Below are 23,947 nucleotides of genomic sequence, written 5' to 3'. Positions count from 1 at the left end.
GCCAGCGTCTCGGCCTTCACCTGCTCGGGCCGGCGCCAGCGTCTCGGCCTTCACCTGCTCAGTCCGGCGCCAGCGCCTCGGCCTTCACCTGCTCAGTCCGGCGCCAGCGCCTCGGCCTTCACCTGCTCAGTCCGGCGCCAGCGCCTTGACCTTCACCTGCTCAGTCCGGCGCCAGCGCCTCGACCTTCACCTGCTCAGTCCGGCGCCAGCGCCTCGACCTTCACCTGCTCAGGCCAGCGAGTCCTCCCATGCCTGGTGCAGTCCCGCGTAGTGCCCGCCGTGCGTGATCAGCGAGTCCGGTGAGCCGTCCTCGATGATGCGCCCGTGCTCCAGCACGATCACCCGGTCCGCGGTTTCCACCGTGGACAGCCGGTGCGCGATCACGATCGCGGTCCGGTCGGCGAGGATCGTGCGCAGCGCGCGCTGGATCAGCCGCTCGCTGGGGATGTCGAGGCTTGAGGTCGCCTCGTCCAGGATCAGCACCGCCGGGTCGGCCAGGAACGCCCTGGCGAAGGCGACCAACTGCCGCTGACCAGCCGACAACCGCGAGCCGCGCTTCTCGACCGCGGTCTCGTACCCGTCCGGCAGCCGCACGATGAAGTCGTGGGCGCCGATCACCTTGGCGGCCTCGACGATCTCGTCCATGGTCGCGTCCGGCTTGCCGAAGCGGATGTTGTCGGCGACCGTGCCGGTGAACAGGAAGTTCTCCTGGGTCACCATCACCACCCGCTCGCGCAGGTCGTCCTCGGTGAGTTTGCGCAGGTCGATGCCGTCGAGCACGACCTGGCCGCCGGTCGGGTCGTAGAACCGGGCGACCAGCTTGGCGATCGTCGTCTTGCCGGCGCCCGTCGTACCGACCAGGGCGAGGGTCTGCCCGGCCGGGACGTCGAGGTCGAGCCCGGGCAGGACCGCCACGCCGTCGACGTACGAGAACTTCACGTCCCGCAGCTCCAGGTGTCCGCTCGCCTTGCGGGCCGGCTTGGCCGGGTCCTTCGGCTCGGGGACGTCGGGAGACTCGTTGAGCACGCCGGACAGCTTCTCCAGCGCGGCGCTCGCGGACAGGAACGTGTTGTAGAACTGCGAGATGTCCTGCAGCGGCTCGAAGAACTGCCGCAGGTAGAGCAGGAACGCGGTCAGCACCCCGACGGTGACGTGCCCGTGGTAGGCCTGCCAGCCGCCGTAGGCGAGGATCGCGACGATGGTGATGTTGCCGACGCCCTTGATCGACGGCATGAAGATCGCGTTGATCCGGAACGACTCCAGGTTCGCTTCCCGGTAGCGGTCGTTGACCCCGTGGAAGATCTCCTCGTTGCGCGGTTCGCGGCGGAACGCCTGGACCGCGCGGATCCCGGTCATCGACTCGACGAAGTGCACGATGACCAGCGCGACCGCTTCGCGGCTGCGCCGGTAGACCAGCTGCGACCGGCGCCGGAACCAGGTGGTGAGGAAGAACAGCATTGGGAACGACAGCAGCGCGAGCAGGCCGAGCTTCACGTCGAGCGTGAGCAGCAGCACCGCCGTACCGATCAGGGTCAGCAGCGCCGTCACCAGACCGTCGAACCCGGTCTCGAGCATCTCGTCGATCACGTCCACGTCGGAGGTCAGCCGCGAGATCACCCGGCCCGAGGTGTAGCGGTCGTGGAACGACGGGCTGAGCCGCTGGAAGTGGTCGAAGACCCGGCGGCGCAGCCCGAGCAGGATGGTCTGGCCGAGCCGGCCGGACCGCATCAGGAACACCTGCCGGGCGAACGCCTGGATCAGCGCCGACGCGAGCACCGCCGCGACCACGGTCAGCAGGGTCGTGTTGCCCTCACCGGCCAGGATCGGCGGGATGCCCTTGTCGATGCCGAGGTGGACCAGGTACGGCACGGCGAGCCGGGCCGCGTTCTCGACGACGACGATCGCGACCAGCAGCCAGATCAGCTTCTGGTACGGGCGGAGCAGCTCGCCGAGGAGCTTGCGGGACTGCTCCTTGAGCCGCACGGTGGTGGCCCGGGACAGCTCGTCGTCGCCCTGCTCGGCGTACCCGCGCCAGGACTCCTCGCGGTCGATGATCTGTTCGGGGCTCCGGGTCTCCTCGGGATCCGGCTGAGGCTGAGATGCCTGTTGCGCCGTGCTCATGCGTGCACCTCTTCCTCTTCCGCCGCGAGCAGCTGCCGGTACGCCGGGACCGTCGCCAGCAGCTCGTGGTGCGTGCCGACGTGGGTGATCGTGCCGTCCTCGAGCAGTGCGACCTGGTCGGCGAGCATCACCGTCGACGCCCGGTGCGCGACGACGATGCCGGTGGTCGCGGAGAGCACGTTGCGCAGCGCCTCCTCGACCAGGGCCTCGGTGTGCACGTCGAGCGCGGACAGCGTGTCGTCGAGCACCAATACGGCGGGCTTGGCGAGCACCGCGCGGGCCAGGGCCAGGCGCTGCCGCTGACCGCCGGACAGGGACATGCCCTGCTCACCGACCCGGGTCTCCAGCCCCCAGGGCAGGTCGTTCGCGAAGGTCGCCTGGGCGATCTCCAGCGCCTGCTGGACGTCGGCGTCACTCGCGTCCGGGCGGCCGAGGGTGATGTTCTCCCGGACCGACATCGAGAACAGCGTCGGGTCGTCGAACGCGGAAGCGACCGCGCTGCGCAGGGAGCGCAGGTCGAGGTCACGGACGTCGTGCCCGTCGATGGTGATCCGGCCGCCGGTCACGTCGTACAGCCGGGGGACCAGTGCGGTGAGTGTGGTCTTGCCCGACCCGGTGGCGCCGACCAGGGCCAGCGTCGTCCCGGGGGTGAGGTCGAGGTTGATGTCGTGCAGCACGTCGGCGGAGTCCGGCGAGAACCGGAAGCTGACGTTCTCGAACCGCAGGTGACCCTGCGGGTTCTCGAGCTGCTCCGGCCCGGACTCGATCGACGACTTCGTGTCGAGGATCTCGCTGATCCGGTCCGCCGACGTCATCGCTTCCTGCGCCATCGCGAGGATGGTGCCGAGCGACTCGACCGGCCAGATCAGCGACAGCATCAGCGTGATGAACGCGACCAGGGTGCCGAGCGTGATTGCGTTCCGGCCGACGGCGAGCGCGCCGAGCAGCAGCACGATCACCAGCGTCAGGTTCGGGATCACTTCGAGGAAGGTCCAGAACCGCGACGCCAGCCGGACCTTCTCCACCGAGGTGCCGTAGAGCTTGACCGCGCCGTCGTTGAACTGCGCCTTGACGTGCTCACGCCGGCCGAAGGCCTTGATCACCCGGAAGCCGAGCGCGGACTCCTCGATCGAGGTGGCCAGGTCGCCCTGCTGGTCCTGCACGCGGCGCGAGATCGCCAGGTACTTCTTCTCGAACTTCAGCGACACCATGATGATCGGCACCGCGGCCGCCAGCACGACGACGCCGAGCGGCCAGTACAACCGCAGCAGCAGGATGGTGACGACGACCAGTTGCAGGATGTTGATCACCAGGAACAGCAGGCCGAAGCCCATGAACCGGCGGATCGTCGACAGGTCGACGGTGACCCGGGACAGCAGCTGACCGCTCTGCCAGCGGTTGTGGAACTCCATCGGCAGCGTCTGCAGCCGGACGTACAGGTCGTGGCGCAGGGTCGCTTCGAGGTCGCTGACGGTCCGGGACTGGGCCCAGCGGCGCATCCAGACCAGCAGGACCTCGCTGATGCTGAGCCCGAGGGCGAGGAGGGCGAGCGGGACCAGGAGGCTGAGCTCGCGGCGGGTGACCGGACCGTCGATGATGGCCCGGGTGACGAGGGGAACGCTGAGGCTGACGCCGACACCGAGGACGGCCGTGGAGAACATGATCGCCAGGCGGTGCCGGTGGGGGCGGAGGTAGGGCCGTAGCCGCCACAGATTGTGACTGCGGGCGGGGGCTCGGGTCGAGGGGGGTGCGATCGACGGCGCTTGGGCAGGGTGCTCTGAGGGCATCTGGAGGGGCGCACTTCCCAACATGCTCGGCAGTGAGTGGGGTTGGCTAACCGGAAAACGGCGCGATTTCCAGTATCACCCAGGGCTCAGCGCTTGTCCTGGCAATTCCATTCCCCGGTGATGTAACTGCTGCTACCTGCAATGACCGGGCCCCGGTACTGCGCGGTGACGGGGCTCACAGTCATTGCGGTTCGTTATGGATTGGCCCGGAGAAATGCGATCCCGTCGACCGTGGCCGGGGCTGTGGAAGTCGAGACGATGCGGACTTCGCCGCTCCGGTACGCCGTGACCGGCAGGTAGGTGACCTTCCGGGTCTGGGTGGTCGCGGCCAGCGAGACGGTGGCGATCTTGACGCCCGCGTGGAACACGTCGACCGAGCCCTGACCGGGTCCGTTGAGCGTGACGAGCGCGATCCGGACCCCGGACTCGCCGGTCTTGGTCAGCGCCGTGCCCTTCGCGTTCAGCGTCGAGGTGGTGCCGAGGAACGCTAGTGGGCTGCTGCCGCGGGTCACCGAGCCGACCGAGGTCAGCGCCCGGTCGTCCTGCGGGTACACCGAGCAGGTCTGCGGCGACCAGCCCGACACGTTCCCGATCACGTCCCTGGCGCGGACCTGGAAGCAGCGGTCGGACCCGGCGTTCGCGCCCCAGGCGACCGAGGTGTCCTGCAGCGTCTGCCAGGCCGCCGGGTACACCCACGCGCCGAGCGCTTGACCGGGCGCGGCGTTGCGGTAGGCGACGTCGTACGCGACCGGGTCGAGGTTGTCGGTGAACTGGTAGCTGTACGCCTGCGCCGGAGTCAGGATCACGCGGTCGCCGGGCCGGCTGCTGACGTGCACGGGGGCGGTGCCGTCGGTCTCGCTGCAGTACGACGCGCTCCAGGCGCTCAGGTTGAGCGCGAAGTCGCGGGACCGGACCTGCCAGCAGGTGTCGATCCCCGGGTTCGCGGTCAGGCTGACCTCGGTGATCTTGATGCCCTGCCACCCGGCGATCTCGCGCCAGGCGCCGTACGGGGAGGTCGGGGTCGGGCGCTGCTGGATCCGGAGGTCGTAGCTCAGGACACCGGACGCCGGCTCGTGCGGGTCGTCGGCCGGGTCGCGGAAGGTCCAGTAGAAGCGCGAGGTGGTGAAGTCGCGGATCCGGTCCCCGGCGCTGGCCTCGGTCAGCACCGGCGGGGTCCGGTCGGCGCGCTGCTGCGGATCGGGCTTCAGCCAGTCGAGCGTGATCACCCGGGGCCGCGCGGTCGGGTCGGCGTAGACCAGCTTCGGCTGCCCCGACCCGTCGGCCCGGAAGGTTGCCGGGTGCAACTGCCCGAGCACCGGCCCGTACCGCCGCTGCCCAAGCGCGGGGTCGTTCAGATCGGTGACGAGCAGGTCCTTGGCGCCGACCGCCGCAGCGTTCGTTGCGCCGTCGGCCGATGCGGGAGCGCCGGCGGCGCTGGACTCACCGTCGACGAGCTGGGCGACGAAGCCGTTGCCCAGTTGGGCATCGGCGGGGACGGTGAGATTGCGCGGAGCCTCCGGGCCGGAGATGTCGACGACCTGGTTGCCGCCGGCGCAGCCGGTGAGCAGGGCCCAGCGGCCGTTCGCCGCGTTCGGGCCGACCGTGCACCCACTGGCGACGGTGATCGTCTTGCTGGTCCCCGCGGTGACGTCCTGCCCACGCAGTACGCCGGGCTCGGTCACCTTCCACGCAGTGCTGCCCACGAGCGCGAACGGCGGTTGCAGATCGAGGACCTTCGCCTTGGTCGCGACGTCGTAGATCTCTCCGTTGTGAGCGACGAACTTGCCGCCCTTGCCGAGCACGACGTCGTCGGCCGCCGGGAAGGTCAGCTCACCGACGCGGGCCTGGGTCCCGTCGAAGGTGAGCAGGCTCGACCCTTCGAGCTGGAACGGCTTGCCGGAGCTGCTGCCACCGGTCGCCGTCCAGGCTGCGCCGTTGTTGCTCGTCTCGTACAGCGAGTGCGCAGGTTGCTGGTCTGAGGCAACCACGCGGGAACCCGACAGCCCGACGTACTGCACCTGGGCGTTGAACGCGGGGGTCGCCTTGACGGTCTGGAGCACACCGTCCGAGCCGACCGACGCGATCTTGCTCTGCGCACTGACCAGCAGCCGCCCAGTGGTGAGGTCCGCGGCATCGTGCACCCCGGTAACGAACGGGCGCGTGACCGTCCCGGCGCCGGTGACCTTCACCAGCTCCGACCCGATCCGGACAGCGACGTCGTCGCCGAGCGGCAGGATCGGTTCGCCGTACGGGACTTGGATCGTTCCGGTCGTCGCCGAGGTGCGTTGTTTCCAGGCCAGTGAACGGGTCGTCTCCGTCGCGGCGGTCTGCCACAGGACGCGGTTCGGTGTGAGCTGCGCCCATGCTGGATTCGCGGGCAGCGTCGTCACGGCGGTCCCCGCCCCGGTCGCGAGATCCACGACCGCGATCCGCCCGGACATTCCGAGCAGCAGCGAGGAGTCGTCGCTGTCCAGGATCGTCGGATCGCCGGCGGCGTTGGTGACGGTCTTCTCGGTGTTCCCGATCGCCCGCAACGACATCGTCGACCCGCGGCGCAGCAGGACGCCGCCGGGATAGACGCCCTCGTACACAGCGCCCTCGGGCACGCTCACCTGACTCGTCGCGTCCGTCCCCAGATCGCGAAAGCTGACGACACCGGCGCCGACTTGGACGGCATACTGCCCGAGCAGCGTCGGCGCCTGATCCAGCTGCCCCGGTGGCCTGTCGACCGTTCTCGCAGTCGTCCCGTCGGTCGTGCGCTGGATCTCCCAGGGCTCGGGCGACCGGTCGTCGGGCTGGGCGTACGAAGTCACGTAGTACCGACTCGTCACCGCTCGTAGCCTGTACGGCGGATCGGCCACCACCCGGTTCCCGACGGCCTGCCCCTCGCCGAGGTGCGGTGGCGGCTCCGCGGCCGTCGCTCGCCCGGCGCCCAACGGCAGCAGAACCAGTGCAATCCCGGCCGCGACCAGTCGATTCCTGTTCACTCCAAGCCCCCTCACGAAGTTCGGCACGCTAGTCGTTTTCGACGAGCAAAGGAAGTATGCAGTCGGAATGCGGTGACGCTGCGTGCTCGTTGTCCGCTGTGGAAAACCCGGTGACAAGGCTGTGCAGGCTGCGGGACCCTCGAATCCCGAACCGCGAGAAAGGACCCGATGCAGGCTGCAGTCACCGTGACGCCGAAGCAGTTGCCCGAGGTGTTGCTGCACGTCGCCGTCGTCCGCCCGGTCTTCCTCTGGGGAGCGCCCGGGATCGGCAAGTCCAGCCTGGTGCGCGCGTTCGCGGACTCGCTCGGCCTGGAGTGCGTCACGCTGCTCGGGACCCAGCTCGCGCCGGAGGACCTGATCGGCGTACCGCAGATCGTCGACGGCCGGAGCCGGTTCGCGCCGCCGATGAGCATCGCCCGGGACGCGCCGTACTGCCTGTTCCTGGACGAGCTGAACGCGTCCTCGCCGGAGGTGCAGAAGGCGTTCTACTCGCTGATCCTGGACCGCCGGATCGGCGAGTACGAGCTGCCTGAGGGATCGGTCGTGATCGGCGCCGGCAACCGGGCCACCGACAACGCGCTGGCCCGCCCGATGGCGTCCGCGCTGCTGAACCGCCTGGTGCACGTTCACCTGCGCGCTTCGGCCAGCGACTGGCTGACCTGGGCCGGCGGCGCCGGGATCCACCCGTGGATCCTCGACTACCTGCGCAACCGCCCGGACCACCTGTGGACCGCGCCGCCAAAGACCGAGGAGCCGTTCTCGTCGCCGCGCAGCTGGCACATGCTGTCCGACGCGCTGCACTCGTACGGCGACGACATCGACGACGAGATGCTGCGCGTCCTGGCCTTCGGCACCGTCACGGCCGCGCACGCCTCCGGGTTCCGCGCGTTCGTGAAGACGGTCCGCAACGCGTTCGGGCTCGAAGCCGTGCTCAAGGGCGAGGTCGGCTGGCCGAGCGCTCCGGGTGATCGCGACCTGCTGTACTTCCTGGCCGAGACGTTCCGGGCCCGGCTCGTGAAGGAGCTGCCCGCGGACAAGACCGGCGGCAGCGCGGCGTCGCGTCAGCTCGCACACCGCGGCAAGGCGCTGCTGGTCGAGCTCGCGGAGATCTCGCTGGAGATCGCGCAGGTCGTGATCGCGTCCGACGAGGACGGCCGCGCGGTGCTGCCGACGTGGTTCCTGGTCGAGGTCACCCGCGACCTGCCGCGCCTGGTCGCGGCGCGGAACTGACCGATGCCCCGGCGTCCACCCCGCAAGGATCCAGCGCTGGAGGCGATCCACGCCGGCTGGCAGCGGGTCGCGGAGCACCCGCTGTTCGCCGCGCTGGCCGGTCAGCCGCCACGTCGGAGCGACACTGTCGCGACCGACGGCTGGGCGCGGATCGGGAGTGCTCGCGAGATCCTGGTTCACCAGACGCGGCGGGCGACCGCCGACGAATGGGCGTGGGTCTTCGCGCACCTGCTGATCCACCTGGGCCTCGGGCACGCCTCGCCGGACCGGCAGGCTCCCGACCGCGCAGCGTCCGCGGCGTACGACGTGGCGGTGAACCGCTTCCTGCAGGCGCTCAAGCTCGGTCGCCCGGTCGTCGACCTGCCGGTTGCGCTGCCTTCGACCGATGAGGACGCGCTGGCTCGCCTGTGGCGCTCCAGCGGCGTACCGGACGAGCACACGCGGTGCGGAGTCAACGGTGGCGAGGCTGACGTCACCAACTCGGCCTGGACCGGGTGGGGCAAGCCGCCTGACTGGCCTGCTCGCTTCGCTGTTGGCCTGTCGGCTGCAGCGACTGCGGCAGTGGACGTTGCGGGCGGCGTACGGTCGTCGCTGTCCGACTCCAAGGGGCGGGTGGACGATTGGACGGCCGCGCTGGGGTGGTTCGTTTCGTCGTACCCGCTGATGGGTGCGCTGGCAGCTTCGATGACTGTCGTCGCTGAAGTGGAGCTGGCGCGCAACTGGGATATCCGGGTGGCTGCGGTAAGTGCTGTCGCCGGGGAGATCTACGTGAACCCGCTGGCCGGGCTGACGCCAGGGGAGTGGCGGTTCGTGATGGCGCACGAGATGCTGCACGCCGCACTGCGCCACGGCGAACGCGTCGGCGGGCGCGATCCGTACCTGTGGAACGTCGCGGCCGACCTGGTCATCAACGGCTGGTTGCTGGAGATGGGTGTCGGCACGATGCCGGAGGGTGCGCTGTACGACGCGGAGCTGAAGGGCCTGTCCGCGGAAGAGGTCTACGACCGCATCGCGCGCGACCTGCGCCGCTACCGCAAGCTGGCGACGCTCCGCGGCGTCGGGCTGGGCGATGTACTCGGGCAGCCGCTGCCGCATCCCGGCGAGGGCCAGCGGGCTGCCGGGCTCGATGACATCTACCGGCGGGCGCTGAGCACGGGACTGGCGTACCACGACGAGTCGCGCGGGCTGCTGCCTGCCGGACTGGTCGAGGAGATCCGGGCGCTGGACCACCCGGCGCTGGAGTGGGACGCGCAGCTTGCGCGGTGGTTCGAGGAGCACGTGCCGTCGGTCGTGCCGACTCGGTCCTACGCTCGGGCCTCGCGCCGTCAGGCGAGTACGCCGGACATCCCGCGGCCTGGTTGGGTCCGGCCGGAGCGGCCGGAGCTGCTGCCGACGTACGGGGTGGTGCTGGACACGTCGGCGTCGATGGACCACCGGTTGCTCGGCAAGGCGCTGGGGGCGATCGCGTCGTACTCGCATGCACGGGATGTGCCGGCTGCCCGCGTGGTCTACTGCGACGCGGCGCCGTACGACGCCGGGTACGTGCCGGTGGACGAGATCGCCGGCCGTGTGCAGCTCCGCGGACGCGGCGGGACGGTTCTGCAGCCTGCGCTGAACCTGCTGGACCATGCAGACGACTTCCCGCGGGAGGCTCCGGTACTGATCATCACGGACGCCGACTGCGACGTGCTGCGGGTGCGGCGTGAGCATGCGTATCTGATCCCGTCGGGGGCGACGCTGCCGTTCAGGGCACGGGGGCCGGTGTTCCGGATTCAGTGAGGGCTGATCGATGTTATCGCTGTTAGCAACGAAGCGGCTGCGGCCCTGAGCGGTCGTAGGCTCGCCGGATGCGGGAGTACGTAGGCGTTGTCGCGCGGTACGGCGACCAGATCGCACTGGTGCGGGAGCAGTACGACACCTGGGATCGGATGCACTGGAACCTGCCCAGTGGGGCTGTCGAGCCTGGTGAGGACCCGCTGGCGGCTGCTGTGCGTGAGCTGCGGGAGGAGACCGGTCTGCGGGTTGCTGCGTCCGCGCTCGCTCAGGTGTGGACCGCTGTCGTCAGCCACGACGGGGTGCTGGTCAACCGGTCCTTCAACTACACGGTGACGGTCAGCGATCCGCGCTTTGCGCCCGACGACCAGGACGGGGCGGTGCTGGAGGTCCGCTGGTTCTCGGTCGCTGAGGCGGTCACGCACTTGAGCGCTGTCCCGTACCCGCCGCTCAGTGCACCTGCGGTCGCTCATCTGACCGAGGCGGCGCGCACCGAGTGGTCGTTCAACCTCAGCGATGGCGGTTGGACGTACTAGTCGAGCGGCTCGCGGTCGAGCACTTCCACGTAGACGACCAGGCCGTCGACGACGTCCAGCACCAGCTCGCCGTCCCAGCCGGGGGAGTCCTCGGCGTACCAGTTGCGGTGTCGTTCGAGCGGATAGCCGCCGTCCGGTGGGGGCGCGGTGTGGAAGCTCTGGCAGAAGTCGTCCCCGCACTCGCACCTCTGCACCACCGGCAGCCCGTCGATCTGCGCCGCCAGCTCGTGCTCCCCGTCCCGAGTCAGCGCATCCCGTACCTGGCCGGCGAGCCGCGGCCACGCTTCACCCAGCAACATGCGGGCAGCCTACGACCCGTGCCGTCGCCGCGCCCGGTCCTGTGGAACCATCCGCGCATGAGTCTCGGATATCCCTGCAAGTCGTTCTCGATCGGTCTCCCCACCGCCGACGAGGACCAGTCGCTGACTGCCTTGTTCCAGCACGTCGGGCGGGCGTTGGCCGAGCACGAGCCGATCAGCATGGAGGACATGCTCACGATCGGATTCGAAGCAGTCCTCGAGCCGGACGGCGTCACCCGCGGGACCTTCACGATCGTCTTCGCGGACAACGACGAGGATCTCGACGAAGACCTGGACGCCGCCGCCTCGGCCGGATCGGCTGGTTGATCGAGGGGTGCCCGGGATGACGCGGCTCCTCTGGTCCGGCACGCTGCCCGACCTGGAGCTGCCGCACCGGAGCAAGCTGTTCCTGGCCGACGAGCTTCCGGCGTACGAGCTGGTGAGCTCGGCGTTTGTGCTCGTGTTCGACAGTCTGGGGCGCTTGCTGCTGCGGTACGCCGAGTTGCCGGCTCGTGGGGGCTGGGATCTGCCGGGTGGGCACGTGGAGCCGGGGGAGACGCCGCAGCAGGCCGCCGTTCGCGAGCTGCAGGAGGAGACGGGCTGGCGCGCGGCTGAGGCTGACCTCACCGTACTGGGCTGGAACCGGATCACCCTCGACGGGCCGAAGCCCGCGGGCTTCAGGTATCCGCATCCGGTCGGCTACCTCGTCTACGTCACCACCCACCTCACAGAGCCCGGTCGCCCCACCACTCCCGAGGCCGACTCCGAGTGCTCCCAAGCGGCCTGGCTGACCCGCGCGGAGGTCCAGACCAGATGCAGCGCCCGCCGCTGGCTCCCGCTCGTGTAAATCCCAGGCGCCGGGCGGGCTTCCTCTGGAACCATTCATCCCATGGGACCCTGGGAGGCAGACGGGCAGATCTACGAGCCCGCCTCGGGCTACGACGTGCAGCGGTCAGGCTGATACGACGAACTGCAGGCGCTCCGCGGCCGCCCGGGGGACGGGCCATTGCTGTTCGTCTTCGTGCCGGACGATGACCCGTCGGCGGCGACGTTCGAGTGGCACGGCTCGGTGCGGTCGATCCCGCTTGCGATCATCCGCCGCTTTCTCGCCGAGCTCCCGGAGTACGAAGCCTCCGGCCGCCCCGGAGAATGACTTGCATGTCCCAGAGCGCTTCTCAAGCCGCTGCCTTCTTCAGGGAGATCACCGCGACCGCTGGCTTCCGGGGCTGCGGCGGGACGGGTTCCTGGTGGGTATCAACTGGACCGGTCCCCGCGCGACGGGCTACGACTTCACGCCGGACGAGGTCCTGAATCGTCTGTCAGCCGCCTCGCCGCTTTGAACAACCTCCGACGGGTCGAGTCGGCGTCCCAGCCGGCGCGCACCGTCAGCATGACCTACGAGGTCATCGACGGTCCGCGCCGACTCCGGCAGATTCGTCGCATGACGATCTCCACCGAGGACGCCACCCGTGCCACTGCCCAGAGGTTTCTCGAGCTTCGTCTCGCCGGGGACATCGAGGGGCTGGTCGCGCTGTTCGCCGACGACGTCGACTGGATGCTCGCGGAGAACCCGGCGGTCCCGTGGATCAGGCCGTGTTCCACCGGCGCCGAGTGCGCCGCGTTGTTCACCGAGCTGGCCGCGCACACCGTGCCCGAGGACGCCCGCGCCTCCATCGACGCGTTCCTCGTCGACGGCACCGAGGCCGTCGTGACCGGCCACCTGTCGGGAAGAGTCCGGGCGACGGGCAAGTCCTTCGCCGGTCCCTTCGCCCTCCGCCTCACCGTCGCGAACGGCCGGATCACCCGGCACCATCTGTACGAGAACAGTCTGTCGATCGCCGAAGCCTGCACGCCGTGAGGCAACCCACCGTCAGAGTGGATGTGCACCAGCGAGCCGGCCTGAAACAGCAGAAGGCCCGGTTCGCACGAACCGGGCCCTCTCAGCTGAGCGGGTGACGAGAATCGAACTCGCGTAGTCAGTTTGGAAGGTTGCGCTAAACCGCAGGTCAGAGCCGATTCGGGGCTCTGCGTGTCCTGCCCGTGGCCTAGCCACCCGTGATGGCTGCGTTGAGGGCGTCGGCGATGGTGCGGTCGCGCAGGGACGCGGCGTGCTGGTAAATCTCAGACGCCCGCCCGCTGGCGTGACCAATGCGCGCCATGAGCTCGGCCTTTGTTGCCCCGCTCTGGGCCGCCAGGGTGGCCCCGGTGTGGCGGAGCTCGTGCGTTCGGATTCGGGGCAGCTTCTCGTGTTCAAGCGCGCGGTGAAAGACCTTCGCCCAGTTCTGACTAGCCAGGAACTTGCCCGAGCTCGTGCCGAACAGCAGGTCGTCATCGTCCGGCCCGGTGAAGTGCGCCAGGTGATACACCAACGCGTCGGCTACGAACTGCGGGGCCGCCACGTCGCGGAAGCCTGCCTCTGTCTTGGGCTCCGAAATGCGTCCCTTGCGCTGCGACCGCTCGATGTGAATCGAAGACCCGTCGGGCTTCACATCTCGCCGGCGAAGTGCAGACGCCTCTCCGAACCGGGGCGCGCAGTAGGCCAGCACCAACACGAACGCCCGGTACTTGTCCGGCAGCTTGGTCGAGTTGGCCACTCGGTTCACTTGCGGGATGGTCAGAATCTGAACCGGCTTCTGTCGCTTGGCGGTGCTGGCTCCTTTGATACGGCACGGGTTGACGTCAATCACCTCATCGGCCACGGCCAAGTTGAGGCAGCCCCGGAGCATGCGGTACGCCTGGGCGAGAGCGCTGCTACCGACCTTGGCCCGCTGCCTGCCGGTGCGCCATTCGCGGACGCTGGCGGTGGTCACGTCGGTAACGAGTACGTCGGCCCAGTGCTCCTCAAGGTGGCTGCGCCACACCTGCGCGTAGAGGTCTTTGGTGTTGGGGCGCACCTCGTCATCTGGGCGCGTCATGTACTTGGTGGCGTAGTCGCCAACGGTGGCCTTGCTGGCGCTGGGTGCCCGCCAGACGCGTCGAACCTGGTCGGTCTGCGTAGTGGCCAGGAACACCCTGGCGTCGGTCTTGGTGCCGAACGTACGGCTGCGCCGCTTGCCGTCTGGGCTGACGTACCGCGCCCGCCACTTGCCCGAGGGCAGTTGGTTCACCGTGCCGTAGCTGCTGCTGCGTGTCCTGCTTGAACTGGTCATACCTCGAACGCTACAGACTTCGTCACGGTACGTGACGGCTGCTCGCAGGGCGTAACGGTGTGTAGTAGGCGCTCTTGGTTAGTCATGGGCGTTGAGGTGGTGAGCAAGAACACAGGCAATTACGGAGTGCGAGCAATGGTGACAAACGGCTATTGCCGTGGGTGGGCTTTAATGGGCTATAGTTGCCGCACGGCCCAATCGGGCTAATACCGCTAGCGGGCATTCGCCTTCCGAGCTAGCTGAGCAGGCGTGAGACGCCGGGTATAACTTCTGACTTACGGAGTTATGCCATGAGTTCAAACCTCCTCAATGGAGAAGAAGCCGCGGAGTACCTCGGTGTCACTCCACGCTGGGTCCGCCGGGCCGTTGCCCAGCGCATCCTTCCGTTCGTGAAGGTCGGGCATTATGTCCGATTCGAAAAGCACGAGCTGGATAACTACATCCGCGCGAGCCGAGTTCCTGCTGTCGACAGAGGTTGAGCCAACACCAATCCACCTCTATCGAAGCGGGGAAACGCATGCCTAAGCTCAGCGGCAAGCACGCCAAGGAACTTGGTGCCAGTGCCATCGGTGACGAGCAAATCGCTAATCGAGGCTACAAAACCGTTGGCAAGAACAAGAAGCTGAGGGAGCTGGAGCTGGGCTTCAGCAGTGTTCAGCTGAGAGCGCCTGGACTGCTGATCCCGTCATATGACGCGGCAGGGAACGTCACCACCTATCAGTTCAAGCCGGACAAGCCTCGTCTCGGTGACAATGAGAAGCCAGTCAAATACGAGACTCCGCGTGGTAGCCGTACGCGGGTCGATTGCCCTCCTGGGTTAGGCCTCCGCCTGAAGGATGCCGACGAACCGCTCTGGATTACCGAGGGGGTCAAGAAGGCCGACTCTGCGGTGTCTGCTGGCCTGTGCTGCGTCGCGCTTACGGGGGTGTGGAACTGGCGGGGCACCCGGGCAGACGGAAAGAGCGGCCCACTCGAGGACTGGGACTCCATCGAGCTGACCGGCCGAAAGACCTACATTGCGTACGACTCAGACGTCATGGTCAACGAGGGTGTGCAAGCTGCCCTTCATGACCTGACCAGATTCCTCTCCCTGCGCGGAGCGGTGGTGTGGTGGGTGATTCTCCCTCGCTCTGCCACCCTCGCCGGTGAGCCCTCGAAGACGGGCCTCGATGACTTCTTTGCGGACAACGGCACCGTAGAGGAATTGCTCGGCTATGCCGTCGCCCCCGAGAGGTCCGTTCGGGTCGATGGCAAGGAGTTGCGGGACCTCACTCGGGACGCCCTGGCGGTGCTGGCCAGTGCTAACCAACCTGAGCCGAGCCTGTTTCAACGAGACAGTGCGCTTGCGGAGGCCAACGGGCAGGGCATCACCAAGGTCAGTAAGGACCGAATGAGGCACCTGCTTGGCGAGGCTGCGGACTGGTACAACCTCCGAAAGGTAAAAGACAAGGTCGTGCGAAAGGCGATCAATCCACCTTTCGACGTCATCAGTAATGTGCTCGTGGCACACGAGCTGTGGCAGCCGTTCCCGGCCCTGGAGCGGGTCGTGACCACGCCGGTATTCGCCGCAGACGGGACGTTACGCACCCAGCCTGGATACCACCCGTCTTCCCGTTCTCTGTATCTGCCGCCTGCGGGGTTGGTGATCCCGGACGTCTCGCCGGCTCCCTCGAAGACTGAAGTCAAGGAGGCTAAGCGGCTCATCAAGGAGCTGTTTCAAGACTTCGTGTTCGTGGGCGATTCGGACCGGGCGCATGCCTGGGCGCTGCTCTTGCAGCCGTTCGCCCGTGAGCTCATTCGGGGTTTCACGCCGATGTACTCGACTCAGGCTCCGAAGCAGGGCACCGGTAAGACGCTGCTCGTTCGGTCGGCCCTGGCTGCCTCGGTTGGGTACGTGGACAGCATCTCTGCTCCACACGGAGACGATGAGATGCGAAAGACGCTCGGGGCAACGTTCATGGCCGCAGCCCCGGTGCTCTTCATCGACAATCTGGACAGGCAGCTCAACTACCCGTCGCTAGCCAGCGCGCTCACCTCTCCTATCTGGACCGGCCGCGTGCTGGGCAAGAGCGAGAACAGCAGCAATGTCATCAATTGCACGTTCGTGCTGACAGGCAACAATCCTCGCTTCAGTGCCGACATGGAGCGCAGGGTCGTAAAGATCCGGCTGGACACTCTCCTAGAGGACCCAAGCAAGCGGGAGGGCTTCAAGCTCAGCCTGCCCGGCTGGGCATTGGAGAATCGGGGCCGTCTCGTCTGGGCTGCGTGCACTCTCATCAGTTCGTGGATCGATAAGGGGCGACCGGGGCCAGGCAAGGCCGTGCCATCTCTCGGATCGTACGGCGCGTGGCGGCGAGTCATCGGCGGGATTCTCGAAGCCCACGGCGTACCTGGATTCCTGGAGACGCCGGAGGAAGAGGAGCAGGACATCTCTCCTGAGAGGGAGACGCTGGAGGCCATCCTCGAAGCCGTGGTGACGAGTGACTCCAAGTTCAACGAGCACTCCTGGTTCATGGCAAAGGACCTCGCCTTGCATCTCTTCACCAACGAGGTAGAGACGCCGATGGTCTCCGGCAACACGAAAGAGCAGTACGCGCAGAGCCTCGGAACGTTCCTCGGGTATCGAAAAGGGCAGGTAATCAACGGTTATCGGCTCGAACGCAACACCAACAGGAGTCGAGGTGGGTACGCATGGCGATTTGCGGTGCTAGACGAGGGGTGAAGGTACACAGGTACACAGGGGTGCACTCCCCGCCCCACCTGGGGATTCATGTACCTGTGCACAGATGCACCCCGATGCGGGATTGCGGCCCTATATAAGAACTTCTGTTAACAGAAGAGTCATACGTATAAACCGCAAAAGGGTACAAAGGGTACACAGGTACACGATTCACCGATCTACCAGGGGATATGTCTGTGTACCCCTCTGTGTACCACCCGTGTACCCCAAGTTCGAGGCAAAATCAGGCTAGAGAGGCAGTTCGATATGAAGGTCAACAGGGCTATTGATCAGGTTGTCCCCGGCAACGGTGCGTGGGTCATCGAGGACGGGCAGGCGTACGCCGTGAGGAGCTTCCTCTACTGGCATGAGGTGGCAGACAACGACACGCTCTTGCACTCGTTCACGGTGACCTACTACGGGAGATGCGACGGGGATGAGACCTACCTGATCCCGTTCACCGGTTGGGTGTTCGCGAGCAAGAAGGAGGCTCGTCGCTGGTGCAACCTCAACGGGCGCGAGTTCAACGAGGGGGAGCTCTAATGGACTGGGATCTCGTGTGGGTGTTCCTCATCAGTGGGGTGCTGGGGGTGGTGGGGTATGTGGCCGGACAGGCTGGCGTACATCTGCTGTGGCTGCTGCTGAGCTGGGCTACGAAGGGTCGCGGGTAATGGCCAGGGGTAGGCCACGCAAGGCAGGCGTAGACCGCAACCAGTGGCGCGGCCCACGGGTCACAGCGGCCAGACTCCACATGGCTCAGTACCTGCCTGCTCCGTGTGCCCGGTGCACCAAGACGGTTAGCACCATGGCTGAGATGGTGGTCGGCCACATCAAACCCAGGTGGCAACATCCCGAGCTGACATGGGAGCCCACCAACTGGCAGGTGGAGTGCAAGGACTGTTCGAACAAGTCGGGGCAGCGTGCGGTCATCGAGAAAGCGATGGCAGCAGGAGCAGCAGCCGAGCGAGCTCGACTTTTTTCTGATCGAGGGGAGGCACCTAAGGCTCGGCCGCTGACTATTTCTCTACACGAGACCGATCCCGTCGAGTTTGAAGTACCGGACCGTCTCAAGTGGGACAACCCAGCGCAGCACGAACCGGAGTGGATGCGCGGGGCAATCAACGTTCCCGACGACGCATCTCCGCCGCTGGCGATGACCCCACCCCATCCGCGGGCTGTTGGCTCGTACGGCTTGGAGGCCATCAACTGGGTGCGAGAAGAGACGGGCGTAGAGCTGCGCTGGTGGCAGAAGCTCGCATTCATGCGCCAGCTCGAACACGACGAGGACGGCGAGCTTGTTTGGAAGATCATTCTTGAGTCTGGGCCGCGCCGTGTGGGCAAGTCCGTACGCCTGAGGGCTGGAGCGCTGTGGCCCATCGACCAAGAAGAGCTGTTCGGTGAGCCGCAGCTCGCTATTCACACCGGCATGAACGTGGCCATTGTTCGCGAGATCCACCAGAAGGCTTGGACCTGGGCGACCATGCGAGACGGCTGGCGGGTGACGCGGGGTGCGGGACAGCAGGAGGTGATCAAGGGTGACAATCGTTGGCTCGTGCGAGCTGCTGACGCGGTTTACGGGTACGACGTGTGCCTCGGCATGGTCGACGAGGCGTGGGGCGTCAAGCCCGAGTCGTTCACCGAAGGGCTTGAGCCGGCGACCCTCGAACGTATTTCACCTCAGCTCCTTCTGACCAGTACGGCGCATCGGCTGGCCTCGGGCCTGATGCCGAACAAGTTGTCGGCGGCATTGAACGTAGAAGACGGAGAGACGCTGGTTCTCCTGTGGGGTGCGCCTCCGGGCAGCGATGTGGGCGACCCGGCTATCTGGCGGGCGGCCTCACCTCACTGGTCCCCGGGGCGGGCCAAGATGGTGGAGGCGAAATACCTGGCTGCACTCGCGGGGGTTGTAGACCCAGACGCTGAAGACTCGGATCCGATGGCGGGCTTCATTGCGCAGTACCTCAACATGTGGACGCTCAAGGTCACGAAGCAGGAGAAGGGCAACACGGTCGTGACCGAGGCGGCGTGGGAAACCCTCGCTTCGCCGCTCCCGCCCACTGCGCCACAAGCCGCCGCGATTGAGTCGTGGTATCAGAGCGGCGTCTCTCTCGCCCTTGCCTGGCCGGTACCGGGCGGCGGGGTGGTGGTCTCAGTGACCGACCACGCAGACCTGTCAGAGGCCGCCCTGGCGCTGAAGACGGCACGATTCCGGCGGGTGGCCACGGTGGGGGCGAGCTTGCTGGACGACCCGGCCCTCAAGGGGGTGCGAACCAAGAAAGGGCAGGTTCGAACTGTGGCAGCCGTGCAGGATCTCGAACGACTCATTGCTGACGGCACCCTTCGCCACGACGGAGGGGCGCACCTCGGCGGCCAGGTGCTGGCGGCGCGCACGCTCCCATCGGCGGACGGCCTGCGAATGGCTTCGACAGAAAGGGCAGACGCGATCAAGGCTGCGGTATGGGCGATTGCAGATTGTCGGAAGACGCCCGTGGGTCGACCAAGGATCATCGTGGCCAGTTAAAATAAAGATGCCGAGGGCAATTGTTAGCGTCCCGAAGCATTCTGTAGCCTGCGCCTATGGGGTGGCTGGGAGCGCTTTTCGGGAAATCGCCGGTCGTGGCCGATGCGATGACTCTCGAAACGATTTCACCGAGAAATGAGGGGTCAATCTCTCCTCGTTTCTCGGTCGATATCGATTCGGGTGTTCTGTACGGAGTGCCCAGTTTCGATGACTACATCTTCGCTCGCGCCAAGATCAGTAAGGAAGAGGCGCTGTCCGTCCCCGCCATCAAGCGGGCTCGCGACCTCATCTGCGGCGAGATCGGGCAGTTCCCCCTTCTCCTCCTCGACCCCAACGGAAAGCCGACCGACTGGTCGCTGCTGAGCCAGCCGGAATCCGGCGTGGCCCGTTCGGTGACCATGACCCGAACGATTGAGGACATGCTCCTGTCGGAGCGGGCCTGGTGGCGTACGAGTCACTACGGCTGGCATGGCCGCCCGGCTGAGATCGTCCGGCTGGACGCCGAGACGGTTACGGTTCAGCCGAACTTCGTGTACTACCCCGAGGGCTCTGCGACGGTTTGGCCGGACATCCCCGGCATGATTCGCATCGATTCCCCGAACAGCGGTCTCCTGTCTTCGCCGGCCATCCGCACCTACATTGCGCTCTCGCGATTCGCGGCACGAGCTGCGACCGGGATGCCTCCGGTGGACTGGTTCACCCCGACTGAGGGCGCGGACCCGGTTGGCATTCCCGAAGGTGACGAGACCCAGGAGGAAGCCGACGAGAGGGAGATTCGCTCGCTGCTCGCCGCTTGGTCCCTGGCTCGGCAGCTCGGCAACACCGCCTACATCCCGGCCGCTCTCAAGTACAACCGGGACGGATTCAACCCCGAGCAGTTGCAGCTCTCGGAGTCCCGCGAGTTCGCCATCACTGAGATTGCCCGACTGACCGGGATTGACGCTGAAGAGCTGAGCGTCTCCACCACGAGCCGCACCTACTTCAACGCGCAGGACCGCCGTCGTCAGCGGATTGAGTCGGTCCTCGGCCCGTACATGACGGCTGTCGAAGACAGGCTGTCCATGGAGGACGTAACGCCGCCCGGTTTCAAGGTTTCGTTCGACACCTCGTCGTACCTGAGGCTGGACGATCTGGCGGCTGCTCAGGCTGACCAAATCCTCATCAGCTCCAACGTCCTCATCCCGGATGAGGCGCGGGAGAAGCGGAGCTTGGAGCCGTTAGGGCTCCCCGCGCCCGCCCGTCCGGCTCTGCCCGCCCCACAGGAGGCGACCAATGGGTGACACCACCATCTCCTTCGAGGCAGCGGAGTTCTCCGTCGACCAGGAGAGCCGCACTCTCACGGGGATCCTCTTGCCGTTCAACGAGGTCTCTCGCCCGGCGCGGGACCCGCACACCGGCAAGGTCGCTCGCTTCTCGTTCGCCGAGGGCACCGTCACGCTTCCGCAGGACCCGAGCGATGTAGTCCTGAACTTTGCTCACGACAACAAGTCGCTCTACATGCAGGTCGGAACGGCGTACGAGCTGACCCCTCAAACCCAGGGCGTTCTCGCGAAGTTCCGCATTGCCAAGACCCCGGAGGGTGACCGCGTTCTGGCGCTGGCCGATCCCGAGGTGCGCGTGCTCAAGTCGTTCTCCGCCGAGGTGGAGGGCAGCTTCGAGGCAGACAGAGAAGGCGTACAGCACGCCAAGACGACCACGCTCACGGGGGCTGCGGTCGTCCGGGTGCCTGCATTCGCTGGCGCTCACATCACGGCTGTTGCGGCATCCGCCGCGCCGAATCAGGAGGAACCGATGGGAGACACGAAGGTCGGCGCGGACGAGACTGTCGCGTTCACCAAGGCCGAGGGCGAAGCCCTCATGGCGAAGGTCGAGGCGCAGTCGGCCGAGATCGCCCAGCTGAAGGACATCAAGATCCCGGTCGGGCCGGGTGCGGCCCAGTTCGAGATCAAGGAAGAGCCGATCTACCGGTTCGCCGGCTCCGAGGGTGCTCCGTCCGGCTTCGACTTCGCGACGGACCTCCTTGCCGCTGGCAAGGACGGCGACCAGGCCGCGCTCGCCCGGCTGCAGAAGTTCACGGCCGACCAGCTCAGCCCGCAGTTCCTCGCCACCACCGACGTCAACGAGGTCAACCAGCCGACCTACCGGCCGGACATGTTCCTCGGTCAGGCCCCCACGCCGACGTCGCCGCTGTACGACACGTTCTACAAGGGCGGTCTCAGCAACGTCACGCCGTTCTTCTGGTCCAAGCTGGACCGGGTCAACACCGACGTCGGCGTGCACGACCACACCGAGGGTGTGGAGCCGTCGCCCGACGATCTGCTCACCGTCACCGGCACCACGGTCACCCCGACTGCGGTGAGCGGCAAGGTGCACATCACGCGAGAGGTGGCGGCCCAGGGCGGCAACCCGGTCGTCTCGGGCCTCGTGAAGGCGGAGTTCGACCGGTCGTTCAAGATGGCGCTGGAGGCCAAGACCGCTGGTCTGCTCTCGGCGGCTGCGTCGGGCGTGACCTCCCTGGCCACCATCGCGGCGGGTGCCGCTGGTGACGTCGCTGGCAAGGCGATTCAGCGGGGTCTCATCAAGGTTCAGTTCCTCCCCGACGGCTTCCGGTTCACCAAGATGTTCGGTCACGAGGACCTGTACACGGCGCTCGCCGAGTTCGAGAACGAGGACGGAGAGCCGCGCTACCCGATCATCAACCCGCAGAACCGATCCGGCATCAGCGGTGACAAGTACTCGTTCATCGACATCGCCGGCTGGCGGATGAACCCGACCGCGAGCCTCGGCGCGACGAGCACCAGCGCGAGCAACTCGTGGCTCGCCGACCCCACCGCCGTCCACGTCTGGGCTTCGGGTCTGCAGTACCTCGACAAGCTGCAGGAGAAGGTCGAGGGCTGGGACATGGGCGTCTTCGCCTACTTCGCCGGGGTCGTGTACGACCCGACCGGCCTCCGCAAGATCCCCTACGACCCGACCGCCTGATCGGAGCGACTGACATGAGTGAGCAGGTGAAAGTCGGCGACACCGTCGACCTCGGCAAGAACGGCTACGTCCGTCTCCCGGACGGGTGCGTGGTCACCTCCGGTCGTACGTACGTCGTCCGCCACGAGGGCACTCACGCTCTCGTTGTCGACGGCAACGAACGGGAAATCGTGGCTGTCGACCCGAACAAGCCGAGCGACAACGGCGACGACGAGTCGGACGACTACAACGACTGGAAGGTCGAAACCCTCCGGCAGGAGCTGCGGGAGCGCGAGCTGCCCACCTCCGGCACCAAGCCCGAGCTCGTCGCGCGTCTCGAAGCCGACGACGACAGCGACGACTGACCAACCCAAACACTTCCTCATTGCTCTGAGGGAAGGAGGCGACCATGGCCGCACCAGACGTAAGCCTTCTGAAGGCTTACCTCGGTGAGTCGTCATACACCGACGAGGACCTGAGTGTGGCCATGGCCGCCGAAAAGATTGCGCAGAAGCGACGCTGCCGTGTTCCTGCTGACGATGCCGATTGGCCCGAGGACCTGACCGAGGCGCTCTGCCGCCGCGTGGCCCGCAACCTGGCCATGCGTGGCATCCCGCTGGCTGTGCTTCAGGGAGACGCAGAACTGGGTTTGCCGGGCCTCAGGCTGCCAGGCCAGGACCCGGAAGTTCGGCGTCTAGAAGGCCCGTGGCGGCGGATGGTGCTCGGCTGATGGACACCACCCGCGAGACCCTCGCTGCCGCCCTCTCGACCGTAGAGGGCATCAAGGGTTACGAGAAGCGCCCGAAGGCTCTGAGGGCCGGCGACTCGTGGTCGCTAGTAGACGTGGTGGCTCGTGGCCCTGGGCAAGCGTGGCAGACCACCTGGCGCATCGCCCTCGTCATCGGCCCCGACGAGGCAACCGCAGTAGACCAGCTCGACAAGTTCGTACCGCTGGTGGTCGATGCCCTCGTCGAGCTGGTGTATGTCGACTCGGCTCGCCCGCTTCTCATCCCCGTCGAACAGGGCAACAACCTGTACGGCATCGAATTCGTAGCAAGGAGTGAGTGATGGCTGCACCTGCTGGCGCGTACGTTCTGAGGGACGCGCTCGTGAAGATCGAAGCAACGGACTACGCCGCGCAGTGCACGTCGGTGGTCCTGACCCCGGACCAGCCGGTGCAGACCCTGCGCACGATGGTCCCGGACGGAGTCGTGCAGGACGTCGACTCGGCTGTCTGGACTGCGAGCATCAACGGCATTCAGGACTACGTCGATGCTCAGGGCCTCGCGCGGTTCCTCACCGAGATGAGCGGCCAGGAGATCGACCTGGAGTTCGAGCCGAAGAAGGGTGGAGTCAAGGCGACCATCACCGCGGTTGCCAAGGCCGTCCCGTTCGGCGGCGAGCAGGGCAGCTTCACCACCTTCTCCGTCGAGCTGCCGTGCAAGGGCGCTCCTGTCTTCGCCGACCCGGAGTAGGGGCAACGTGTTCACCGTCAAGGTCAAGCCCGACGGGGCGGACGAGTACTCAGTCACCATCGAGGCTCGCGACACCCTCACGTGGGAGAAGACCACCAAGGGCAACAAGACGTTCCTCGAGTTCATGTCGAACATGGACATGCAGAGCCTCTACAAGATGGCGTACATCGCCTCGTGGCGGCAGGGCCTGTGGTCCGGCACCCAGAAGGAGTTCGAGGAGACCACCGACGTGGTCTTTGAGGCGGAGGACGAGGACCCGGACCCTACCCTGCCGGGTCCCTCCACCGGCTCCTCATCGGACTCGCCCTCCAAACAGGCATCGCCCCGAGCGTCTGGGCGGAAGAAGGCGAACGGGCAGTAGTCACGGCCCTCGCTCTACTGGCCGAAGG

At 66.8% G+C, this 23,947-nt stretch carries 23 protein-coding genes; 18 read left to right on the top strand and 5 right to left on the bottom strand.

The genetic code is table 11. The annotated features are described in order from the left end of the window. Nucleotides 1-228 precede the first annotated feature (228 nt). The 3 genes from AB0M01_RS32120 to AB0M01_RS32110 all read right to left on the bottom strand — a co-directional run bounded on the left by AB0M01_RS32120 (nt 229) and on the right by AB0M01_RS32110 (nt 6,895). Nucleotides 229-2,121, bottom strand: coding sequence for an ABC transporter ATP-binding protein (locus AB0M01_RS32120; RefSeq protein ID WP_363676211.1), 1,893 nt, complete (start codon nt 2,119-2,121; stop codon nt 229-231). After that, nucleotides 2,118-3,782: an ABC transporter ATP-binding protein gene (locus AB0M01_RS32115; RefSeq protein WP_363676209.1), complete on the bottom strand. Its 1,665-nt coding sequence runs from the start codon at nt 3,780-3,782 to the stop codon at nt 2,118-2,120. The genes AB0M01_RS32120 and AB0M01_RS32115 overlap by 4 nt, the downstream gene beginning before the upstream one ends. A gap of 320 nt (nt 3,783-4,102) precedes the next feature. Next, entirely contained in the window at nt 4,103-6,895 is a 2,793-nt protein-coding gene (locus AB0M01_RS32110; RefSeq protein WP_363676207.1) for a hypothetical protein, read from the bottom strand. A 168-nt stretch (nt 6,896-7,063) separates the two neighbouring features. Between AB0M01_RS32110 and AB0M01_RS32105 the strand changes: the two genes are divergently transcribed. From AB0M01_RS32105 to AB0M01_RS32095, 3 genes are all read left to right on the top strand, one after another. Continuing rightward, a complete protein-coding gene (locus AB0M01_RS32105; RefSeq protein WP_363676205.1) occupies nt 7,064-8,125 on the top strand; it encodes a MoxR family ATPase in 1,062 nt (353 codons plus the stop codon). Between the two features lie 3 nt (nt 8,126-8,128). Next, nucleotides 8,129-9,904, top strand: a complete 1,776-nt coding sequence (locus tag AB0M01_RS32100) for a hypothetical protein (RefSeq protein WP_363676203.1) — start codon at nt 8,129-8,131, stop codon at nt 9,902-9,904. Nucleotides 9,905-9,972: 68 nt separating this feature from the next. Further along, nucleotides 9,973-10,434: an NUDIX hydrolase gene (locus tag AB0M01_RS32095; RefSeq protein ID WP_363676201.1), complete on the top strand. Its 462-nt coding sequence runs from the start codon at nt 9,973-9,975 to the stop codon at nt 10,432-10,434. Here the strand turns inward: AB0M01_RS32095 and AB0M01_RS32090 are convergent. Beyond that, nucleotides 10,431-10,733 carry a hypothetical protein gene (locus AB0M01_RS32090; RefSeq protein WP_363676199.1) on the bottom strand — a complete coding sequence of 101 codons (303 nt, stop codon included), beginning with the start codon at nt 10,731-10,733 and terminating at the stop codon, nt 10,431-10,433. The two genes, AB0M01_RS32095 and AB0M01_RS32090, sit on opposite strands and share 4 nt — an antisense overlap. Before the next feature lie 57 nt (nt 10,734-10,790). Between AB0M01_RS32090 and AB0M01_RS32085 the strand changes: the two genes are divergently transcribed. The 4 genes from AB0M01_RS32085 (at nt 10,791) to AB0M01_RS32070 (ending at nt 12,591) form a co-directional block, all read left to right on the top strand. Further along, nucleotides 10,791-11,060, top strand: coding sequence for a hypothetical protein (locus AB0M01_RS32085; protein WP_363676197.1), 270 nt, complete (start codon nt 10,791-10,793; stop codon nt 11,058-11,060). A 16-nt stretch (nt 11,061-11,076) separates the two neighbouring features. Beyond that, on the top strand, nt 11,077-11,580 hold the full coding sequence (locus AB0M01_RS32080) for an NUDIX hydrolase (protein WP_363676195.1): 504 nt from the start codon (nt 11,077-11,079) through the stop codon (nt 11,578-11,580). A gap of 174 nt (nt 11,581-11,754) precedes the next feature. Next, nucleotides 11,755-11,886, top strand: a complete 132-nt coding sequence (locus tag AB0M01_RS32075) for a hypothetical protein (RefSeq protein ID WP_363676193.1) — start codon at nt 11,755-11,757, stop codon at nt 11,884-11,886. 288 nt (nt 11,887-12,174) lie between these two features. Continuing rightward, nucleotides 12,175-12,591: a nuclear transport factor 2 family protein gene (locus AB0M01_RS32070; RefSeq protein ID WP_363676191.1), complete on the top strand. Its 417-nt coding sequence runs from the start codon at nt 12,175-12,177 to the stop codon at nt 12,589-12,591. A 187-nt stretch (nt 12,592-12,778) separates the two neighbouring features. Here the strand turns inward: AB0M01_RS32070 and AB0M01_RS32065 are convergent, their stop codons facing one another. Beyond that, nucleotides 12,779-13,882: a tyrosine-type recombinase/integrase gene (locus AB0M01_RS32065; RefSeq protein ID WP_363676189.1), complete on the bottom strand. Its 1,104-nt coding sequence runs from the start codon at nt 13,880-13,882 to the stop codon at nt 12,779-12,781. A gap of 290 nt (nt 13,883-14,172) precedes the next feature. Between AB0M01_RS32065 and AB0M01_RS32060 the strand changes: the two genes are divergently transcribed. The 11 genes from AB0M01_RS32060 (at nt 14,173) to AB0M01_RS32010 (ending at nt 23,919) form a co-directional block, all read left to right on the top strand. Then, nucleotides 14,173-14,361 carry a helix-turn-helix domain-containing protein gene (locus AB0M01_RS32060; RefSeq protein WP_363676187.1) on the top strand — a complete coding sequence of 63 codons (189 nt, stop codon included), beginning with the start codon at nt 14,173-14,175 and terminating at the stop codon, nt 14,359-14,361. A gap of 38 nt (nt 14,362-14,399) precedes the next feature. After that, on the top strand, nt 14,400-16,604 hold the full coding sequence (locus tag AB0M01_RS32055) for a DUF3854 domain-containing protein (protein ID WP_363676185.1): 2,205 nt from the start codon (nt 14,400-14,402) through the stop codon (nt 16,602-16,604). Between the two features lie 264 nt (nt 16,605-16,868). Continuing rightward, nucleotides 16,869-17,144, top strand: a complete 276-nt coding sequence (locus AB0M01_RS32050) for a hypothetical protein (protein WP_363676183.1) — start codon at nt 16,869-16,871, stop codon at nt 17,142-17,144. A 262-nt stretch (nt 17,145-17,406) separates the two neighbouring features. Further along, on the top strand, nt 17,407-19,122 hold the full coding sequence (locus tag AB0M01_RS32045; protein WP_363676181.1) for an HNH endonuclease: 1,716 nt from the start codon (nt 17,407-17,409) through the stop codon (nt 19,120-19,122). 56 nt (nt 19,123-19,178) lie between these two features. Then, a complete protein-coding gene (locus tag AB0M01_RS32040; protein ID WP_363676179.1) occupies nt 19,179-20,402 on the top strand; it encodes a phage portal protein in 1,224 nt (407 codons plus the stop codon). Further along, entirely contained in the window at nt 20,395-22,104 is a 1,710-nt protein-coding gene (locus AB0M01_RS32035) for a hypothetical protein (RefSeq protein ID WP_363676177.1), read from the top strand. The genes AB0M01_RS32040 and AB0M01_RS32035 overlap by 8 nt, the downstream gene beginning before the upstream one ends. Nucleotides 22,105-22,118: 14 nt before the next feature. Beyond that, entirely contained in the window at nt 22,119-22,448 is a 330-nt protein-coding gene (locus AB0M01_RS32030; protein WP_363676175.1) for an SAP domain-containing protein, read from the top strand. Between the two features lie 44 nt (nt 22,449-22,492). After that, nucleotides 22,493-22,813 (top strand): hypothetical protein, encoded by a 321-nt coding sequence (locus AB0M01_RS32025; protein WP_363676173.1) that lies wholly within the window; start codon nt 22,493-22,495, stop codon nt 22,811-22,813. Then, nucleotides 22,813-23,151: a hypothetical protein gene (locus tag AB0M01_RS32020; RefSeq protein WP_363676171.1), complete on the top strand. Its 339-nt coding sequence runs from the start codon at nt 22,813-22,815 to the stop codon at nt 23,149-23,151. Before AB0M01_RS32025 ends, AB0M01_RS32020 begins: the two co-directional genes overlap by 1 nt. Beyond that, nucleotides 23,151-23,558: a hypothetical protein gene (locus AB0M01_RS32015; RefSeq protein WP_363676169.1), complete on the top strand. Its 408-nt coding sequence runs from the start codon at nt 23,151-23,153 to the stop codon at nt 23,556-23,558. The genes AB0M01_RS32020 and AB0M01_RS32015 overlap by 1 nt, the downstream gene beginning before the upstream one ends. A gap of 7 nt (nt 23,559-23,565) precedes the next feature. Continuing rightward, nucleotides 23,566-23,919 carry a hypothetical protein gene (locus AB0M01_RS32010; RefSeq protein WP_363676167.1) on the top strand — a complete coding sequence of 118 codons (354 nt, stop codon included), beginning with the start codon at nt 23,566-23,568 and terminating at the stop codon, nt 23,917-23,919. Nucleotides 23,920-23,947 lie beyond the last annotated feature (28 nt).

The organism is Kribbella sp. NPDC051770 (genome assembly GCF_040681455.1).
Classification (GTDB): domain Bacteria; phylum Actinomycetota; class Actinomycetes; order Propionibacteriales; family Kribbellaceae; genus Kribbella.
Note: the sequence above shows the minus strand (reverse complement) of the source record. Positions and strands in the feature narration are given on the sequence as shown.

What these genes read in the sequence shown, in the direction of transcription:
- AB0M01_RS32105 (WP_363676205.1), top strand. Translation starts at nt 7,064, where the DNA reads ATGCAGGCTGCAGTCACCGTGACGCCGAAGCAGTTGCCCGAGGTGTTG.
- AB0M01_RS32095 (WP_363676201.1), top strand. Translation starts at nt 9,973, where the DNA reads ATGCGGGAGTACGTAGGCGTTGTCGCGCGGTACGGCGACCAGATCGCA.
- AB0M01_RS32070 (WP_363676191.1), top strand. Translation starts at nt 12,175, where the DNA reads ATGACGATCTCCACCGAGGACGCCACCCGTGCCACTGCCCAGAGGTTT.
- AB0M01_RS32020 (WP_363676171.1), top strand. Translation starts at nt 22,813, where the DNA reads ATGGACACCACCCGCGAGACCCTCGCTGCCGCCCTCTCGACCGTAGAG.
- AB0M01_RS32015 (WP_363676169.1), top strand. Translation starts at nt 23,151, where the DNA reads ATGGCTGCACCTGCTGGCGCGTACGTTCTGAGGGACGCGCTCGTGAAG.
- AB0M01_RS32090 (WP_363676199.1), bottom strand. Translation starts at nt 10,733, where the DNA reads ATGTTGCTGGGTGAAGCGTGGCCGCGGCTCGCCGGCCAGGTACGGGAT.
- AB0M01_RS32060 (WP_363676187.1), top strand. Translation starts at nt 14,173, where the DNA reads ATGAGTTCAAACCTCCTCAATGGAGAAGAAGCCGCGGAGTACCTCGGT.
- AB0M01_RS32085 (WP_363676197.1), top strand. Translation starts at nt 10,791, where the DNA reads ATGAGTCTCGGATATCCCTGCAAGTCGTTCTCGATCGGTCTCCCCACC.
- AB0M01_RS32100 (WP_363676203.1), top strand. Translation starts at nt 8,129, where the DNA reads ATGCCCCGGCGTCCACCCCGCAAGGATCCAGCGCTGGAGGCGATCCAC.
- AB0M01_RS32115 (WP_363676209.1), bottom strand. Translation starts at nt 3,782, where the DNA reads ATGTTCTCCACGGCCGTCCTCGGTGTCGGCGTCAGCCTCAGCGTTCCC.
- AB0M01_RS32120 (WP_363676211.1), bottom strand. Translation starts at nt 2,121, where the DNA reads ATGAGCACGGCGCAACAGGCATCTCAGCCTCAGCCGGATCCCGAGGAG.
- AB0M01_RS32040 (WP_363676179.1), top strand. Translation starts at nt 19,179, where the DNA reads ATGGGGTGGCTGGGAGCGCTTTTCGGGAAATCGCCGGTCGTGGCCGAT.
- AB0M01_RS32050 (WP_363676183.1), top strand. Translation starts at nt 16,869, where the DNA reads ATGAAGGTCAACAGGGCTATTGATCAGGTTGTCCCCGGCAACGGTGCG.
- AB0M01_RS32035 (WP_363676177.1), top strand. Translation starts at nt 20,395, where the DNA reads ATGGGTGACACCACCATCTCCTTCGAGGCAGCGGAGTTCTCCGTCGAC.
- AB0M01_RS32045 (WP_363676181.1), top strand. Translation starts at nt 17,407, where the DNA reads ATGGCTGAGATGGTGGTCGGCCACATCAAACCCAGGTGGCAACATCCC.
- AB0M01_RS32030 (WP_363676175.1), top strand. Translation starts at nt 22,119, where the DNA reads ATGAGTGAGCAGGTGAAAGTCGGCGACACCGTCGACCTCGGCAAGAAC.
- AB0M01_RS32080 (WP_363676195.1), top strand. Translation starts at nt 11,077, where the DNA reads ATGACGCGGCTCCTCTGGTCCGGCACGCTGCCCGACCTGGAGCTGCCG.
- AB0M01_RS32055 (WP_363676185.1), top strand. Translation starts at nt 14,400, where the DNA reads ATGCCTAAGCTCAGCGGCAAGCACGCCAAGGAACTTGGTGCCAGTGCC.
- AB0M01_RS32065 (WP_363676189.1), bottom strand. Translation starts at nt 13,882, where the DNA reads ATGACCAGTTCAAGCAGGACACGCAGCAGCAGCTACGGCACGGTGAAC.
- AB0M01_RS32025 (WP_363676173.1), top strand. Translation starts at nt 22,493, where the DNA reads ATGGCCGCACCAGACGTAAGCCTTCTGAAGGCTTACCTCGGTGAGTCG.